Genomic DNA, 16,072 nt, shown 5'->3' on the forward strand with positions numbered 1-16,072 from the left:
ACTATCATGCGTAGTTTGATTATGTGCCTGATGTTGGCGACCGCCAGCATGACCGCGGCAACAATGGTAAGCGCGCTTCCTGCGCACGCCGCGACGAACGTTCGCGAAGCTCCGGTTCCCATCCACTACCGAACTGCGATGATCGAGGGCCTCGATATCTTCTACCGGGAAGCCGGTCCGGCCGACGCTCCGGTCGTGCTGCTGCTCCACGGTTTTCCGACGTCCTCCCACATGTTCCGGAATCTGATCCCGCTTCTTGCAGACCGGTACCACGTCATCGCGCCGGACTATCCGGGTTACGGCCAAAGTGCATCTCCCGATCGTAGCAAGTTTGCCTACACGTTTGGCGGCGTCGCCGATATCGTAGACAAGTTACTGAATCATTTGGCGGTCAAAAGCTACACGATGTACCTCATGGATTATGGTGCACCGGTGGGCTACCGCGTGGCGCTGAAACATCCAGAACGGGTCAGTGCGCTGATCATCCAGAACGGCAACGCCTATGATGAAGGGCTGAAGGAATTTTGGGATCCCATCAAGACCTATTGGTCCAATGGGTCAGAGAAGAGCCGTGAGGCGCTCTCCGGTCTGGTCACGCTTGAAACGACCAAGTTCCAGTATACCGATGGCATGGAGGACGTGTCGCGCATCAGCCCTGACAACTGGGTTCACGACCAAGCTCTTCTGGACCGACCAGGCAACAAGGATATCCAGCTCGATATGTTGTATGATTATCGCACCAACGTGCCGCTTTACCCTGCGTTCCAAAGTTTCTTTCGTGAGCGCAAACCGCCCACGCTCATCGTCTGGGGCAAGAACGATTATATCTTTCCTGAGGCCGGCGCTCATCCTTATCTCAAGGATCTTCCGGATGCCGAAATTCATATCCTGAACTCAGGTCACTTCCTGCTCGAAGAAAAGCTGGACGTCGCTGCTCCGCTAATCAACGACTTCCTGGATCGCAGCGTCGCAAAGAAGTGACCATCAGCCATGGTCACCGGCGGTGCGACCAAGGTTCCGCCAAGCCAAGGTCGCACCGCTGAACAGCGGTTACTAAATTCCAGATTTTGGAGATCCCCCATGCCGTACCATTTTTTGGAAGTTGCAATCACTCCGAATGTGCGGCTTGCACAAGCTGAAATGGGCGCCGACCAGATTTGGTTGGGCGACCACCATCGAGAATCCGACAGCTTCACCGACAGCGAACTGGCTTTCATCTCTGCACGGGACAGCTTCTACATTGCCTCTGTGTCGGAAACCGGCTGGCCATATGTTCAGCATCGCGGTGGCCCAAAGGGCTTTTTGAAAATAGTCGACAAGAAAACGCTGGCTTTTGCCGACTACAGGGGCAACCGCCAATATATCAGTACCGGAAACTTTGCCGCAAATGACCGGGCCTGTCTCTTTCTGGTGGATTACCCGCGACGAGCACGCCTCAAGATCTACATGCGTGTCGAGAAGCTGACACTCGATGCCGATCCGGCACTGACCGACCTTGTTTTCGACGCCGGCTACCGAGCAAAGGCAGAACGGATTTTCCGGCTGCGGCTGGAAGCCTTCGATTGGAACTGCCCTCAACATATCACACCGCGTTACACCGAACACGAGGTCGAGAAAGCGGTAGCACCGTTGCGGGAACGCTTGGCCGAATTGGAGTCGGAGAATGCAGAATTGCGTGCTCGGCTCGGGGCCTTGGGAGGAAAATAATGGACGCCACAAGACCCCCATTGCCGCCCTTTTCAGGGGCTTCTGCAACAGAAAAGGTTCGGGTTGTGGAGGATGGCTGGAACAGCCGCAATCCCGAGAAGGTAGCGCTGGCCTATAGCCATGACAGCCGGTGGCGCAACCGTTCCGAGTTTATAAACGGCCGCGAAGCGATTATCGGCTTTCTCACGCGGAAATGGCAACGCGAACTCGCATACAGACTGATCAAGGAGCTTTGGGCCTTTACCGACAACCGCATCGCTGTTCGCTTTGCCTATGAATGGCACGACGATAGCGGCAACTGGTTTCGGTCTTACGGGAACGAAAACTGGGAGTTTGGGACAGATGGCCTCATGCGAAAGCGCTGCGGTGAAGTCTGTTTGGCTTGTTGATAGTCAAGGACACTACCATGGATCGCCCGTCAGCATCGCGCCAAACGGTGCCGGAAGAAGATATCATCGAAACGAAAGCATTTGTTGACCTGTTCATGATCGCGCCCCAGACGCTCGTTGACCAGGCTGAGTTTCGCTGCATGCAATTAGCTGTAGGTTGCGCAATATCGCTGCCCAGCGCGCCCGCCATCGGTCTCAATCGTGTGCTCGGCATCGTAGCACGTGAAGATCTCGACACGGCCTATGAATGGATGAGCAAAAAGGCAGGCCGCCGCTACTTGCAAATGAACGCCGCCACCGCTCCTCAACAGACACACGATTGGATAAGGAAACGGGGCCTTGTTCCCCAAGGTAACGGATGGGCAAAGCTACGGCGAACGGCGCCTTCTACGCCACTCATTCATTCTGGAGAGGTCGCTACCCGGCAGGTCAAAGTCACCGAAGCCGAAATCTTCGGCTCGATGATGTGCGCCGGATTTAACTTTCCGGCAAACCTGACACCGCTTTGGTCAGCGATCGTCGGGAAGGACGGTTGGAGCTGCTTTTTCGCGGAATTGGACGGCAGGCCGATCGCGACCGGCGCGATGTATGCGGCAGACGGCTTTGCGTGGCTTGGCGGTGGCGCGACCGTTCCCGAGTTTCGCAATCGAGGAGCACAGAAGGCTCTCATTACCGCGCGTCTGAACCAAGGCGCCAGTCAGGGCGTTCAGACATTCGTCGTGGAAACCGCCCAGCCTTCAGCCGATGAACCGAATATCTCTCACGCCAATCTCATCGTGGCCGGATTCGAGCAGATTTATACGAGAATAAATTACCGGTTTCCGGACGGTTCATAAGGGACGTCAGACACCTTAGGTCTGCGAGTCGAGCTGTTGCTGTCTTTCGAATTGCCGCGCTTGCCGGATCAGTGCTTCGAACTCTGAGAGAATGTCATCTGCTTCTGGATCAGCCTGCAAACTCACTCCCAAGCACCGCCACCGGCCCTACCCGAAAGGATCATCGACGTCGTGGGCTGTTGCGAGACCGATCGCCAGGTCATACGTTCTCTGATCCAACCTCAGAAGGAGCAGCAGATGCAAATCGATCTCGCAGGCAAGACCGCTCTGATTACTGGATCTACCGAAGGCATCGGCTACGCGATCGCCCGCCAGCTCGCGAGGGCTGGCGCGGACGTGGTGATCAACGGACGGTCTGAAACAAAGACCGCAAAGGCCGCCGAACGCCTGAAAGGCGAAGGTGCCGTGGGCACCGTAGTCGCCGTCGCAGCCGATGTCGCAACCGCTGAAGGGTGTGGCGCTCTCGTCGCCAAGGTTCCTCATGTCGATATCCTGATCAACAATGCGGGCATCTTCCAGCCGCTCGACTTTTTCGAGGCGAACGACGAGGTATGGGATCGCCATTGGCAGGTAAACGTCATGTCGGCCGTCAGGCTTTCGCGTGCCTACCTTCCGGGCATGCAGAACGTTGGCTGGGGTCGCGTCATCTTCATCGCATCGGAATCCGGATTTAACATTCCGGTGGAGATGATCCATTACGGCGTTAGCAAGACCGCCGATATCGCGGTTGCCCGCGGGCTCGCCAAGCGCATGGCTGGTACGGGCGTTACTGTGAACTCGGTTCTCCCCGGCCCAACACTGTCCGAAGGCGTCGAGGCGATGCTTGCCGAAGAGCGTGCGAAGACGGGCAAGCCGATCGAGGAGGTCGCGGCGGACTTCGTCAAGAAGCATCGTGGCAGTTCGATCATCCAACGAGCTGCAAGCGTCGAGGAAATCGCCAACCTCGTAACCTATTTGGCGTCGCCTTTGGCATCCGCGACGACCGGAGCTTCCATGCGCGTGGACGGAGGACTGATCGACACGCTCTGAGGTGGTCCTTCACCTCACCTGCCAGTTGTTCATACGGCGGAGCCTTCCGATCGCCTCCTCGACGATGGCCGCGCCACCGGCTCGTGGATGGGCGCAGTGATAGATTGGGCCGTTCGCTGTCCGTCCGGTTCTGGCCCTGGAATTCGGTAAGCTGCCGTTTCGCTGAGGACTTCTATCACGATGATCCACGATCTATCGCAGCTTCGCGCAAGAGGAATGGCGCCACCCCATGCGGCGTTTTATACCTGCGGGCTGACGGTGCCGAGCCATTGCGCAATTGCCGAGGGAACTGGGCGCCCTGTATTCCTGAGATCGTACATGCACTCTTCCCCTACCTGTACACGGCAGACCGTGAAAGCGAGCCTCTCCTCACGACTGTTGTCAACGAATACCGTTGCGTCGGCAATCTTTAAAGCTGCGCGCCAATGGCACGCTGGGTTTTTGGGAATCGGCGTATCAGACGCTCCGTCTCAACGCCATGCCCGTGTTCCGCGACACGTGTCTGAACGCGAAGGATAGAGAGTTCGACATTGGAGAGACCAACAAATAGCAACAGAACAAAATAGCCGGCTGCCTGCATGTCGCGAATAAGCTCGAGCTTGGAACGGACGGTGCCATCCGCAAGCTCCTCCCAGTAAGAAAAAACCGTCTCCATGGCGAAGGGAACTTTAGATTGCATTGCGTGGCCGACGAAAGCCTGAACGCCGTCCTGCGCCACCTTCATCCAGCTTTGATCGGTGTCCCTGAGAGACTGCGCCCATGGAACCAGAGCCCCGTCGCTGCCCGCCTCAGGCAGGATGGACAACATCATTCGGTCGGCATTTATGAGCGGGATTTGGAGCCTATCCGAAAGGACCTTCCGCCACATCGTCGACTTTCCCGAACCGTTGTGGCCAGCAAGGATGATCGCAAGCGGCTTTCCTGTTATCCGCTGAGCGTGAAGAATCTGATCAATCGCGTCGCTCAGGCGCCTCAATCAATGACCTCGAAAACGCCGTTTACCAAACGACCACGTTCGGTACGTCCGTCCAGGCGTCGTATGAACACGCCAGCTTCGTTTTCTGCAATCGAGAAGCGGGGGACGCCTTTCTTAGGGCGAAGAGACACGCCTGGCTTTGCCAGTTTGGCTGTTACTCTCGCAAGCGCTTCGGTGCTTTTTTCGACGTTCACTTGCACGAGTTCGGAACTAGGCTTTGTACCGGTAACAACGACACTACCGAACTTCACTTTGCTAGAACGCGAACTCCTAGAAGTACGCATTGTGAGTGTCGATGCAGCCCCGGTGGCCCGTTTTTTGGATGTCGTCTTTGCCATAACAGGAAAGATAGCGATTCTTTGACCGCGTCGCCACCCTGTAATGCAACAGAAATTCTCCTCTCCAAGCGGCCGAGTTGATCGGTGCCCGGCGCTGCTCAAGGGTGAACACAACTGCCTGCCTTGTGAGGTGCTCAAACTACCGGCGGGATCGGGGCCGATGGCCGACCGTCCGCTGCGAGGACACCCAACACGAAATACCGACATTAGCGTTCTTGCCGCCAAGGTCTGGGATTGACCCTTTGCTGCCGTTCGAGGTCGATCCGAGGAACGTGCAGTATGTGCTAGAATGCGGCCCGAGGGCTGAATGCGACAGACGCACTGCGAGGGCGGTGTGATCGAACCGGAATTCGCGCGACGGAGAGCCGACGTTGCTCTTGGAAGGGGAGACGAGGACGATGCCGACACCACAGCAACCCAGTCTAATAGTTCGACAGAAATCCCCACAGAACATCGAGTTTCCGTTCGCGTCGCTCTCCGATTGGCTGATCCCAACCGAGCTGTTCTTCGTGCGAAACCATTTCCCGTCGCCGGAGCTCGATGCGCGAGACTGGAGATTGCGCGTTGACGGGGCGGTGGAGCGCCCGATCGAACTTGACCTCGACAGCATCAAGGCGATGGGCAGCACGACTTTCACCGCCGTCGTCGAGTGCGCAGGGAACGGGCGCGTCTACTATGTGCCGCCGAAGGAGGGGTTGCAGTGGCAGAATGGAGCCGTCGGCAATGCCGCGTGGACAGGTGTTCTTCTGCGCGAGATTTTGGAAATGGCGGGCGTTAAGCGAACCGCACGTGAGGTTCTGCTCGCAGGCGCCGACAGCGGCGTCGTCGACACGAACAAGAAAACGGCTTCTCCCGGCCCCATCGCTTTTGCGCGCAGTTTACCGCTTGAGAAGGCCATCGCTGACAGCACGATCCTTGCCTATTCGATGAACGAGGAGCCGTTGACGCGCGATCACGGCTACCCGCTACGCGCGGTCGTGGGTGGCTGGTTCGGCATGGCTTGGGTCAAGTGGATCACGCATATCACAGTTGTGGAGCAACCGTTCCTTGGCTACTGGCAGGCGCGCGACTATTTCCGTTGGGAGCGCAGCCTCGGGGAACCCAGGCTGGTCCCCCTTGCGGAGATGGAGGTCAAAGCGCAGATCGCGCGTCCCGTACAGGGGGCGCATCTCATCGTCGGCCAACCGTACCGGATTTTCGGAGCCGCCTGGAGCGGAGAGGCTGTTATCCGGCAGGTGCAGGTCTGCACCGGAGATGGCAGGGGCTGGCGCGAGGGAAGGCTCCTCGAAACAGAACGTCCCTTTGCATGGCGCTTGTGGGAGTACATGTGGACCCCTGAAGAAGTGGGGCGATATATACTGCGATGTCGCGCGATCGATGGGGCCGGGTGCGTGCAGCCCGACCTCCAGCGTTCCGACTGCGAGAGCTACGCGGCCAATTGGATCATTCCGGTGGAGGTTACGGTCGTTCCCGAGCCACAGACATACGCGGAGGAATTCGTGATCTAATCACCCGCATGGGGCGCGGCTTTTGGCGCAATCAAGCCGTCCAGCCTGTCGCTGGCGACGTCTGCTTTCGGGCAGCGGCCAAGTGGTCTCTACGGCCGCCATGGGCGCATAGCCGCTCGATGAAGCTTCTAAAACCGGAAACATTTTTCCCAATAGCTGCGGCCCGGGGCTGCACTCGCTCAAATCTCTGTATGCTCCGCTAGATCCAGCGCGCATCCTCGATGTCCGCACCAAGATGCCTGACTGTGTTTTCGATCTTGGTGTGCCCGAGCAGGATCTGGATTGCACGAAGATTGCCCGTCGCTTTGTAGATCATCGCCGCCTTCGTGCGTCGAAGCGAGTGTGTGCCGTAGTCCTTGCGTCTTGGCCCGATTGCAGTCACCCGCTCATCGACCAATCGGGCATACTGGCGAGGGTCCCGATTTTGATCTTGGCAAGACGCAGCCTCGGAGCTTACTGTCGATTGCGAGATCAAACAGCGCGCGATCTCTCATGCGCCCCTCCCGGTCTAGGAAGAAGCGGATCGCCCAAATCTGGTGCTGTTTCAGCGGCTTCTTGACGCCGACTTTTCGGCCGGCGTTCCAAGCCGGACGTCCAAGTGCGGTGGGATCATATTGTGCAATACTCATTTGAGTTCTCCTTCGGCCACCATTGGCCGTTAGACATGAGCGCAGTGATTGAGGGGGGCGAACGCGGACTGGGCGCTTTTTTGGCATCGGAAAAGCAATAGCAGACATTCAACGATCCGGATCGAGGTCTCGAGCTGACCCGCTTCGGTCATTGCCACTGCTCGGCAGGAACGTCGCGAGAGGGTGGAAAGCGGTCGTTTGCCTAGTCTTCAGGAAAGATGGCGTTACGACAGGAACCGGTCGTTTGATGTTCCGCCTCTCGTAGCAGGCCCTTGAGGCGGGTCGCCCATTCCCTGTTGCCATCTCTGAACGGACCAAGCGCATCGCCGGCAGGCTCCGGGAGATCGCCTGCAGCGGCGGAGAAACGGCGAGCCTCCTGACTATGTCCCAAGGCCGTGTGGCAGCACGCCTGAATGCGGAGCAGCGCCGGCCAGTCAGGCCGCGCCTTTAGCGCCGAACGCCCCGTGTCAAGCGCGCCTTCGACGTCGCCCGAAAAGAACAGCGCAAGCATCAAGAGACTGAACCAGACCGCATTCTGCGGATCATGGGGGTTGAGTTCGAGGCCGCGAGCCAGCGGCTTTCGCGCGCCGGCGGCATCGCCCACGAAAAGACGGGCCATGCCGAGGACGAGATACCCCAAGGCGAAGCTCGGACCGAGTTCGATGGACCGCTCGGCTGCGAGGATCGCCTGGTCAGCCCTGCCTGTGTAGGCCGACACAATCGCCAGCGCATAGTGCGCATACGGATTCCGGGCGTCGAGATATATCGCCCGCAAGGCCGCATCGAGTCCTTCCTTGCCGTCCGCAGCGGGATTTTCTGTCCAGCCATAGGCGATGAGGCCTGCGTTGACCCGCGCCCGCCAGATCTGCGCCTCTGGAAGCATGGGATCGAGCTCCGCGGCCTCTCGGAAGAATCGCCTTGCGAGAAGATGGGTTGGCTGCGTTACCTTGTGAAAATTGAATGTACCTTGCCGTACAAGGTCCCAGGCGGTCACGTTGCCGGTGTGCGGAGCGACCTGAAGTCCATGCCGCAACAGCAGTTCGGGCTCGACCGCCGCTGCGATCCGCTCGGCGATGGCGTCCTGTACCGCAAATACCTCGGCCACCTGAAGATCGTAATGTTCGGACCAGACGGTGGCGCCCTTCATTGCGTCGGCGAGATAAACCGATATCCGCATCCGATCGCCGGTATGCCGGATGGCTCCATCCACCAGAAAATCAACGCCAAGTTCGTGCGCGATAGACTTCGGATCCCTCGGGCCATTCCTCCTTGCGAAACTCGCCCCACGCGACGCGACGCGGAACCATCGGAACCGGGCAAGCGCCATGATCAGGTCGTCGGCGATACCGTCGGCCAGATACTGTCTGTCGGCATCGCCGCCAAGATTCTCGAAAGGCAGTACTGCAATCGCGGGGCTGGATCTCGCCTCCGCATGCCCTTCGCTACCGGGTCCGTCGGTCCGGCTCTCCACCGGACCGGAAAATCTGTATCCGACCCGTGGGACCGTGATGATCCAGTCGCCGCCGTCTGGTGCCGGGCCGAGCAGCTTGCGAAGGGCAGCAATCTGAACGGAAAGATTACTCTCCTCGACGGCGAGGCCCGGCCAAACGGCATCCATCAGCGCCGACTTGGCGACGACACGCCCATCTGCCGCGAGCAGAACGGCAAGCAGCGACGCGCCGCGGGCGCCGATGGCGACGGGCCGGTTGTCACGGAGAAGGCATCCATTCTCCGTGATGAACTCGAACGGGCCGAATGCAAGGCGCTGCGTGATCATGATGGGAAATGATACGCCGATTTCGCAGTTTTTCGGAATTTTTCGGCCCTCTTTCAGGACTTGCGACGACTCTGCGCGCAGATTCGGCTGCGATTGCAGCGGTTGAGATGGTGGGAGCGATGAAGAACGAAGCAACGCAACTAAAAAGTGCTTATGCATCAACCGCGAAAATCGTACGCGGGAGTGAGGGCTATGTCGCCGAGCAGGGATCTGTCTATCGCTCTGGCGTCTCGGCGGAGAGCGTCGGTTCCAACATGCTGTGGCTCGGGATGATCTCGCTGCCCGCAGGAAGACGAACACGCGCCCATCGCCATCAAGGGCATGAGACGGCCCTTCTCATGACCGCGGGCAAGGAGATCGAGATCTGGTCGGGGGGCGAGCTCGAACGGTGCGAAAAGGTTCGCCCCGGCGACTACCTGTTCATTCCGGCCGGCGTTCCGCACGTGGCCGTCAATCGCAGCACCGAAAACGCTGAGTTCCTCGGTGCCCGCAATGACCCGGCAGCGAACGAGAGTGTCGTGCTGATGCCGGAGCTCGACGCCATCGTGCCTTAGCGAGGAGATCTATTATGGCTATCATCGAACAACGCCTCACCGCCATGGGTCTGGAATTGCCCGCGCCTTTGAGAGTTCGTGAGGGGCTGCGGATGCCGTTCGCCTGGGTCCGGGTGCGCGGCAACCGTGCCTACATCTCGGGTCACGTCGCGTGCAATCGGGATGGAACATTAGCAAAACCCCTTGGCAAGGTCGGGGCCGACGTTTCGCCGGAGCAGGGTTACGCCTCGGCGCGGCTCGTTGCCCTGGCCCATCTCGCGAGTCTCAAGCGGGCTGTCGGGGACCTCGATCGGGGGCGCGGCAGTGGCCGTGGGCGAACCGCAATGACCTTTACGCATTCCTGTGGCCGCGACCTTACTTGTCGCCGTCCTGGCCGCGGAATGCGCTGGACTTGCAGTTGGCATTAGGCCGCCAATCGCAGAACCCCCTTCAGGAGCTTTCTTAGCAGGCTTCAATAGTTTGACAAACTTTGGCATCAAAGGGCAGCCTGAGACCTCAAGGAGACTCTAATGGCAACCATGAATTTATCCCTGCCGGACCCGATGAAAGACTGGGTCCAAGCGCAAGCCAAGATCGGTCGATACTCGAACGCGAGTGACTACGTTCGAGAGCTTATCCGCAGAGACCAGGCCCGGACTAATAAAATTGCGGAGATGCAACGTTTCGTCGATGACGGAATCAAAAGTGGCGTAGGAGGCCGTTCGAAGGACGAGTTGTTTTCCGCAGCCGTTGCGCGTGCCGAGATCACCCTCGAACGTGATTGATGCCATTCAGGCTCTCTGTTGAAGCGGAAGAGGATATCGTCTCAATTGCCGGATCCTTGGCTGCCAAACGATATCACGATGAGCTTTTTGGTGTGCTCGATCTCATAGCCGCGAGCCCTCGAATGACGCGTGAGCGCCATGAGATTTCCCCGCCTGTCAGAATCCATCCATTTAAGGCTCACCTGGTAATCTATCGGATCAATGGAGCGTTCTCGTGATCCGTATCCGTCATGGTCACGAAGATTGGACTGAAGATTCCCTCTAACGCGCCGCAGTATCGCGTTTGGCAACTAAGGCTTTGGACTTCCGGTAGGAAAGCTCCCCAACCCGCAATTAATGTATGCCCGTCGCTCTGTAAAATCTCGCGGTTTCGATAACTTCGCACACCTTATTAGCCGGGCAACGGTTCGAACCTTCACCTCGTGCGGATTTCGCCTTCACCCATTTATTGAGCGTCTGCGCCGTGCAACCGATCTTGGCGGCAATCGAGGAAACCGCTGCCCATCGCGAGGAATATTCGCCTTGGTGATTTCTGCATGCTTAGTTCCCTCCTGCTCAGCGATCAGCGATCAGCGATAAACATGCGCGAAGTGACGGCCATCCCGTCAATCAACTGAACGGCCTGCAGATAGCTGAATAAGACTTCAAAGCTACAGGCAAACACATCATAAATTCCATAAACTTAGTGGATATTGAAACGTCATTTCTAGAAGATTTTGACGTCCCTCCCTACGCTACAAGGCAACAATGCAAAGCTGGAGAGGGATATGAAGTCGATCATTTTGCGTATCGTGGCGATGGCCGCTTTTATTGGCGCAGGACTGCAGCAGGTTTCTGCCGCGGACGTTTCCGAAATTCGGATCGACTGGGCAACCTACAATCCGGTGAGCCTGCTTCTCAAAAAGGAGGGCTTGCTGGAGAAGGAATTCGAAAAGGATGGCATTGCTGTGCGTTGGGTTCAGTCTGCGGGCTCGAATAAGGCGCTCGAGTTTCTCAACGCCGGTTCAATCGACTTCGGCTCCACGGCGGGCGCTGCGGCCTTGATTGCGCGCGTCAACGGTAACCCGGTGAAGTCGATCTATGTCTTCTCACGGCCCGAATGGACAGCACTTGTCACGGGTAAGGATTCGAAGATCGCCAGCGTTGCTGATCTCAAGGGTAAAACCGTAGCCGTGACGCGCGGTACCGACCCGCATATTTTCCTTGTCCGCGCTCTGGCCGATGCCGGTCTCAAGGAAGGCGACGTCAAATTTGTCCTTCTGCAACATGCCGATGGCCGTCTGGCCCTTACCCGCGGCGACGTGGATGCTTGGGCCGGTCTTGATCCTTTGATGGCGGCCGCGGAGGTAGAAGACGGCGCCAAGCTGTTCTTCCGCAAGCCGGAGAACAATAGCTGGGGCGTCCTCAACACGACGGAGACCTTCGAAAAAGAGCACCCAGACATTGTGAAGCGCGTACTTGCTGTTTACGAGACGGCGCGAAAGCAGGCACTTTCCGATCCACAGGCACTGAAGTCTGCTCTGATCGAGGCCGCCAAGCTTCCCGATGCTGTCATCTCGAAGCAACTGGAGCGCACGGACTTGACGCATTCGCAGATCGGCGACGAGCAGCGGGAAACGATCCTGAAGGCCGGTGTTGCCTTGCAGCAGGCCGGTGTGCTTCCGGCTGATGCGGATCTCGCTGCGATAACCAACAGCCTGATCGACACGAGTTTCAATGGCGCCGCTACTCAGTAATGGATCACAAGCGTTGACAGCAATTGAAGTCTTGTCAGGTCAGCTGCGTGAACGGATAGCGGGCAATAGAACAGGCGCCCGGCCGGCAATTTGGAAAAGGTTCTTGCTTTCCATTGCTGTGCCGGCCGGCGCCTTTCTGCTTTGGCAAGCGGCAGTCGATTTCGGTCTTTCCTCCGGTCGGCTGGTGCCGCCTCCTTCCCGCATTATCGCGGCTCTCTGGCAGCTCGCAGAGAACGGCGAACTTTACCGGCATGTCGCCTCCACCTGTCTACGTGTTCTCTTTGGCTTTCTGGCAGGGGCTGCAGCAGGCGTGGTTGTTGGAACGTTGACCGGCTTTTTCGCCACAGCGCGGGCGTTGGTCGATCCGAGCCTTCAGGCCCTTCGCGCCATCCCATCGATTGCGTGGGTGCCACTCTTCATTCTCTGGTTTGGCATCTTTGAAACATCCAAGGTAATGCTGATCGCGACAGGGGTCTTCTTTCCCGTTTATCTCGGCCTTTCCACGGCTCTGCTTTCGGTCGACCGGAAGATCGTTGAGGTGGGCCGCATCTTCCGCCTCTCCGGGTTGGAGCTTGCGCGACGCATCCTTTTTCCCGCCATCCTGCCGGCCTTGATCGTGGCGCTGCGGGCAGGTCTGGGGCTTGGCTGGATGTTCGTCGTTGCGGCGGAATTCATGGGCGCTTCCGAGGGGTTGGGCTATCTGCTCGTTGATGGTCAGCAGCTTGGCAAACCCGATCAGATCGTCGCGGCAATTATCATCTTTGCCATTATCGGCAAGCTATCCGACGGCCTGATCGTTTCCGTAAGCGCGCCCCTCGTCGCTTGGCAGGACAATTACAAGAGAGGGGGCGGCTGATGTTGTCGGTCGAAGGCTTGTCGAAGACCTATCGGAACGGCGTAGTCGCACTCCAGGACTTCCACCTCGAAGTCCATCCAGGAGAAATTGTTGCTGTCATTGGCGGCTCGGGTTGCGGCAAGAGCACCCTGTTGCGACTGATCAGCGGCCTCGATCAGCCGACGGCGGGTAAAATCGCCATAAATGGCGAGGCCGTTCGTGCGCCGCACCAACTTATCAATCTGATATTCCAGGAACCACGCCTGCTGCCGTGGCTTACCGTCGGCGAAAACATCCGCTTCGGTCTGCGCCATCTCGAGCGTCGTGAGCGCAATGAAAGAGCAACGGCTGCGTTGGATCAGGTTCATCTGGCAGGTTACGAGAACAGCCTGCCAAAGGAGCTTTCGGGCGGACAGGCGCAACGCGCTGCCATTGCCCGCGCGCTGGTGACGCGGCCGGAGGTTTTGCTGCTCGATGAGCCGTTTTCGGCGCTCGATGCGCTGACGCGGGCAGTACTTCAAAATCACCTTGTCGGCATCTGGCGCCAGACGCGTTCAACGATGATTATCGTTACGCACGACATCGAGGAGGCGGTTGCTTTGGCGCACCGGGTTATCGTCATGCAGCCTTCGCCCGGTCGCATCATGGAAGAAATAGCAATCAATTTACCAATGCCGCGCGAGGTCAGTGGGCAGGCGGTCGATCGCTACAAGAAAAAGGTGAGGGCGTCGCTCAATCGCTCGCTCAGCAAGTCTGGAACGGTGATGCGGGATGCCGAAGTCATATCAATCGTCGAAGACATTGCATGAGTTCGGCGACTTAAGAAATCAACGTTTTCTGGTTTTACGCAGGCGCGACAGCCGCTGTGCTTTGGCACGACGATTGGCGGAAGAACCCCCGCGACCGCTGGGGCGGTCGGACGGGAGCTCTCAGCAAGGTTAAGCAACTGGGCGGTCGCACCAACAGCACGCCAGCGGGCAAATGTGAGCCGCGCCCAGCTGCTTCCTTCGGTCCTTCAGCCGATCTTGTCTTGCGTCCTTGTTTCGAAATCGGAGGCGTCGTGACGCTCGTGGAGCTGTTCCGACGGATCGCCGTATGTCCGGTTGACCATGCGGCCGCGCTTGACTGCTGGACGTTCGGCGATCTCGGCGCTCCAGCGCTGTAGGTTTTTGTAGGTCTGGACGTCCAGAAAGCTTCCGGCGTCCCCGTACGCCTTGCCCTGCGCGAGGTTGCCGTACCAGGGCCAGATTGCGATGTCGGCGATCGAATATTCTTCGCCCGCCATGAACCTGTTGCCGGCGAGGTGACGGTCGAGAACGTCAAGCTGTCGTTTCACTTCCATCGAGAAGCGGTCGATTGCATATTTGATGTGTACCGGCGCGTAGGCATAGAAATGGCCGAAGCCACCGCCGAGATAGGGCGCCGAGGCCATCTGCCAGAAGAGCCAGTTGATCGTTTCCGTCTGTGCCTTGTGTTCCTTCGGAAGGAAGGCGTCGAACTTCTTCGCCAGGTAGAGCAGGATCGATCCGCTTTCAAAAACGCGCGTCGGCTCAGGTGTCGACCGGTCGATCAGGGCAGGGATCTTCGAGTTCGGGTTGACTTCCACGAAGCCTGAGCCGAATTGGTCGCCTTCGCCGATCCTGATCAGCCACGCATCGTATTCTGCGCCTGTGTGTCCGAGTGCAAGCAGTTCTTCCAGCATGATCGTCACCTTGACGCCGTTCGGCGTCGCCAGCGAATAGAGCTGCAGGGGATGCTTGCCTACAGGCAGTTGCTTGTCGTGGGTTGGGCCAGCGATCGGCCTGTTGATGTTAGCAAACTGCCCGCCGTTGCCCTTCTCCCAGGTCCATACCTTGGGTACTTCATATCCGGCAGGGAAGTTGTCGGCGGGGTTCTTCTCGGTCATCACAATGATCCTTTTGTTGTGTGGTCGTAGGTCGGCTTCGGCCGTAGAGGAAATGACGGGTCGTGCCAATGGCACGCTTGCGGTTTTACCACTTCACGCCGGTGGAGCGCACTTCATGGTCGTGTTGACCCGGCATATGCGTCTACCCTGGCAGGTTAATGGATAGGATGGCTTTTCCGTAGATCGCAGGAAATGAGCATTCTGTACCGAGCGGAAGCAAGTACTTTTCCCGAAGGATTTCACCCGGCTGAAGCTCGTTCCTGTCGGCTCACTTATGGCGTCCGGTCAGGACCTTTGTTGCCGGACAATCCTTACCAATATTGTGCATTGCAGCATCCGTGGAATGTCGATAGGCTTTTCGTTGTCGGCGAGGACGCTGCCATGGATGAAGCCAACATCGCGCAACTGATATTCGCCCTGAGCGTCGCTCGGGAGATGGCATCCCTGGAAGGCCCCGAGTTCGACATTGTGGTCCATCGGATCCAGCAGGCAATCGACGAAACCAGAGATAAGGCTCTAAGGTACGGGATTGTTATCGAAATCGATCCTGCGTCAACACGAACGCACTAGTGGGAACTAGCGATAGCAAGGGAGCGCGCTCCTCTATCGGACGATGCGGCTCGTCCTAAAGCCGAAGTTCCCAACTTGAAGTATTGGTATGGACGCTGAACATACCCTGTTTGCCGCCTGTGCGTGGACCATGTAGCGGGCCGCTTTATGCTGCCTTGCTACATAAGCCGAAATGATGATGGAGGCGCGGCCTCGTCTGATTGAAGAACCTGCTGTCACTCTGGTTGTGGGAGCAACAAACTCACTGAGCGATGTCGTCATTGTCGCTAGTGATACTAAGCGTTGCATCGTGCAGAGCAGCATCGCGCAGGTGACGCAGAGGCCCACTGGTAGGTCCGGATCATTATATTCCCCACGACGATTACTTGCAGCATGCCCGAAAACAGGAGCTTCCTGGGTACAGCGAAGCTGGATTTCATCGGTCCGGTATGGTTATGTTGCAGAGCAGCAGAAACTCCGCCGCTAGGCTTTTGTCTGAACGCCTTTGCTTCCGGCTTAAAACGTGACCGATCAACGAG

The 16,072-nt window shown here is 58.0% G+C and carries 15 protein-coding genes and 3 pseudogenes; 14 read left to right on the forward strand and 4 right to left on the reverse strand.

Annotation, left to right across the window (positions count from 1 at the left end):
- Positions 1-6 precede the first annotated feature (6 nt).
- The 5 genes and pseudogenes from K9B32_RS28515 (at position 7) to K9B32_RS28535 (ending at position 3,961) form a co-directional block, all read left to right on the forward strand.
- Positions 7-981, forward strand: coding sequence for an alpha/beta fold hydrolase (locus K9B32_RS28515; RefSeq protein ID WP_224568705.1), 975 nt, complete (start codon positions 7-9; stop codon positions 979-981).
- Positions 982-1,080: 99 nt separating this feature from the next.
- Positions 1,081-1,707 carry a pyridoxamine 5'-phosphate oxidase family protein gene (locus tag K9B32_RS28520; protein ID WP_224568680.1) on the forward strand — a complete coding sequence of 209 codons (627 nt, stop codon included), beginning with the start codon at positions 1,081-1,083 and terminating at the stop codon, positions 1,705-1,707.
- Positions 1,707-2,069, forward strand: a pseudogene (locus K9B32_RS28525) (DUF1348 family protein); the annotation flags it as partial. The gene K9B32_RS28520 and the pseudogene K9B32_RS28525, both read left to right, overlap by 1 nt.
- Positions 2,070-2,113: 44 nt before the next feature.
- Positions 2,114-2,932 carry a GNAT family N-acetyltransferase gene (locus tag K9B32_RS28530; RefSeq protein WP_224568682.1) on the forward strand — a complete coding sequence of 273 codons (819 nt, stop codon included), beginning with the start codon at positions 2,114-2,116 and terminating at the stop codon, positions 2,930-2,932.
- A 237-nt stretch (positions 2,933-3,169) separates the two neighbouring features.
- A complete protein-coding gene (locus tag K9B32_RS28535; protein WP_224568684.1) occupies positions 3,170-3,961 on the forward strand; it encodes an SDR family NAD(P)-dependent oxidoreductase in 792 nt (263 codons plus the stop codon).
- Between the two features lie 409 nt (positions 3,962-4,370).
- Here the strand turns inward: K9B32_RS28535 and K9B32_RS28540 are convergent, their stop codons facing one another.
- Positions 4,371-4,829, reverse strand: coding sequence for a hypothetical protein (locus tag K9B32_RS28540; RefSeq protein ID WP_263491218.1), 459 nt, complete (start codon positions 4,827-4,829; stop codon positions 4,371-4,373).
- 844 nt (positions 4,830-5,673) lie between these two features.
- On the opposite strand from K9B32_RS28540, the gene K9B32_RS28545 reads away from it, so the two are divergent.
- A complete protein-coding gene (locus K9B32_RS28545; protein ID WP_224568687.1) occupies positions 5,674-6,783 on the forward strand; it encodes a sulfite oxidase in 1,110 nt (369 codons plus the stop codon).
- Between the two features lie 179 nt (positions 6,784-6,962).
- Here the strand turns inward: K9B32_RS28545 and K9B32_RS28550 are convergent.
- A pseudogene (locus K9B32_RS28550) lies at positions 6,963-7,412 on the reverse strand (integrase).
- A 202-nt stretch (positions 7,413-7,614) separates the two neighbouring features.
- Positions 7,615-9,189, reverse strand: coding sequence for a winged helix-turn-helix domain-containing protein (locus K9B32_RS28555; RefSeq protein WP_224568688.1), 1,575 nt, complete (start codon positions 9,187-9,189; stop codon positions 7,615-7,617).
- A 119-nt stretch (positions 9,190-9,308) separates the two neighbouring features.
- On the opposite strand from K9B32_RS28555, the gene K9B32_RS28560 reads away from it, so the two are divergent.
- The 7 genes and pseudogenes from K9B32_RS28560 to K9B32_RS28590 all read left to right on the forward strand — a co-directional run bounded on the left by K9B32_RS28560 (position 9,309) and on the right by K9B32_RS28590 (position 13,887).
- A complete protein-coding gene (locus tag K9B32_RS28560) occupies positions 9,309-9,743 on the forward strand; it encodes a cupin domain-containing protein (protein ID WP_224568691.1) in 435 nt (144 codons plus the stop codon).
- Between the two features lie 14 nt (positions 9,744-9,757).
- Complete coding sequence (locus K9B32_RS28565; protein WP_224568692.1) at positions 9,758-10,150, forward strand: RidA family protein; 393 nt, start codon at positions 9,758-9,760, stop codon at positions 10,148-10,150.
- 102 nt (positions 10,151-10,252) lie between these two features.
- Positions 10,253-10,507: a type II toxin-antitoxin system ParD family antitoxin gene (locus K9B32_RS28570; RefSeq protein ID WP_224568694.1), complete on the forward strand. Its 255-nt coding sequence runs from the start codon at positions 10,253-10,255 to the stop codon at positions 10,505-10,507.
- A pseudogene (locus K9B32_RS28575) lies at positions 10,507-10,772 on the forward strand (type II toxin-antitoxin system RelE/ParE family toxin). The gene K9B32_RS28570 and the pseudogene K9B32_RS28575 overlap by 1 nt, the downstream one beginning before the upstream one ends.
- 502 nt (positions 10,773-11,274) lie before the next feature.
- On the forward strand, positions 11,275-12,243 hold the full coding sequence (locus K9B32_RS28580) for an aliphatic sulfonate ABC transporter substrate-binding protein (protein WP_411969762.1): 969 nt from the start codon (positions 11,275-11,277) through the stop codon (positions 12,241-12,243).
- 13 nt (positions 12,244-12,256) lie between these two features.
- Positions 12,257-13,099 (forward strand): ABC transporter permease, encoded by an 843-nt coding sequence (locus tag K9B32_RS28585; RefSeq protein ID WP_224568697.1) that lies wholly within the window; start codon positions 12,257-12,259, stop codon positions 13,097-13,099.
- A complete protein-coding gene (locus K9B32_RS28590; protein ID WP_224568699.1) occupies positions 13,099-13,887 on the forward strand; it encodes an ABC transporter ATP-binding protein in 789 nt (262 codons plus the stop codon). The genes K9B32_RS28585 and K9B32_RS28590 overlap by 1 nt, the downstream gene beginning before the upstream one ends.
- A 206-nt stretch (positions 13,888-14,093) precedes the next feature.
- On the opposite strand, the gene yghU is transcribed toward K9B32_RS28590, so the two are convergent.
- Complete coding sequence (yghU, locus tag K9B32_RS28595) at positions 14,094-14,984, reverse strand: glutathione-dependent disulfide-bond oxidoreductase (protein ID WP_224568701.1); 891 nt, start codon at positions 14,982-14,984, stop codon at positions 14,094-14,096.
- Between the two features lie 192 nt (positions 14,985-15,176).
- Here yghU and K9B32_RS28600 point away from each other — a divergent pair, with 192 nt between their 5' ends.
- On the forward strand, positions 15,177-15,554 hold the full coding sequence (locus K9B32_RS28600) for a hypothetical protein (RefSeq protein ID WP_224568703.1): 378 nt from the start codon (positions 15,177-15,179) through the stop codon (positions 15,552-15,554).
- Positions 15,555-16,072: the final 518 nt, after the last annotated feature.

The organism is Rhizobium sp. 3T7 (genome assembly GCF_020166565.1).
In the GTDB taxonomy this organism is placed as follows: domain Bacteria; phylum Pseudomonadota; class Alphaproteobacteria; order Rhizobiales; family Rhizobiaceae; genus Rhizobium.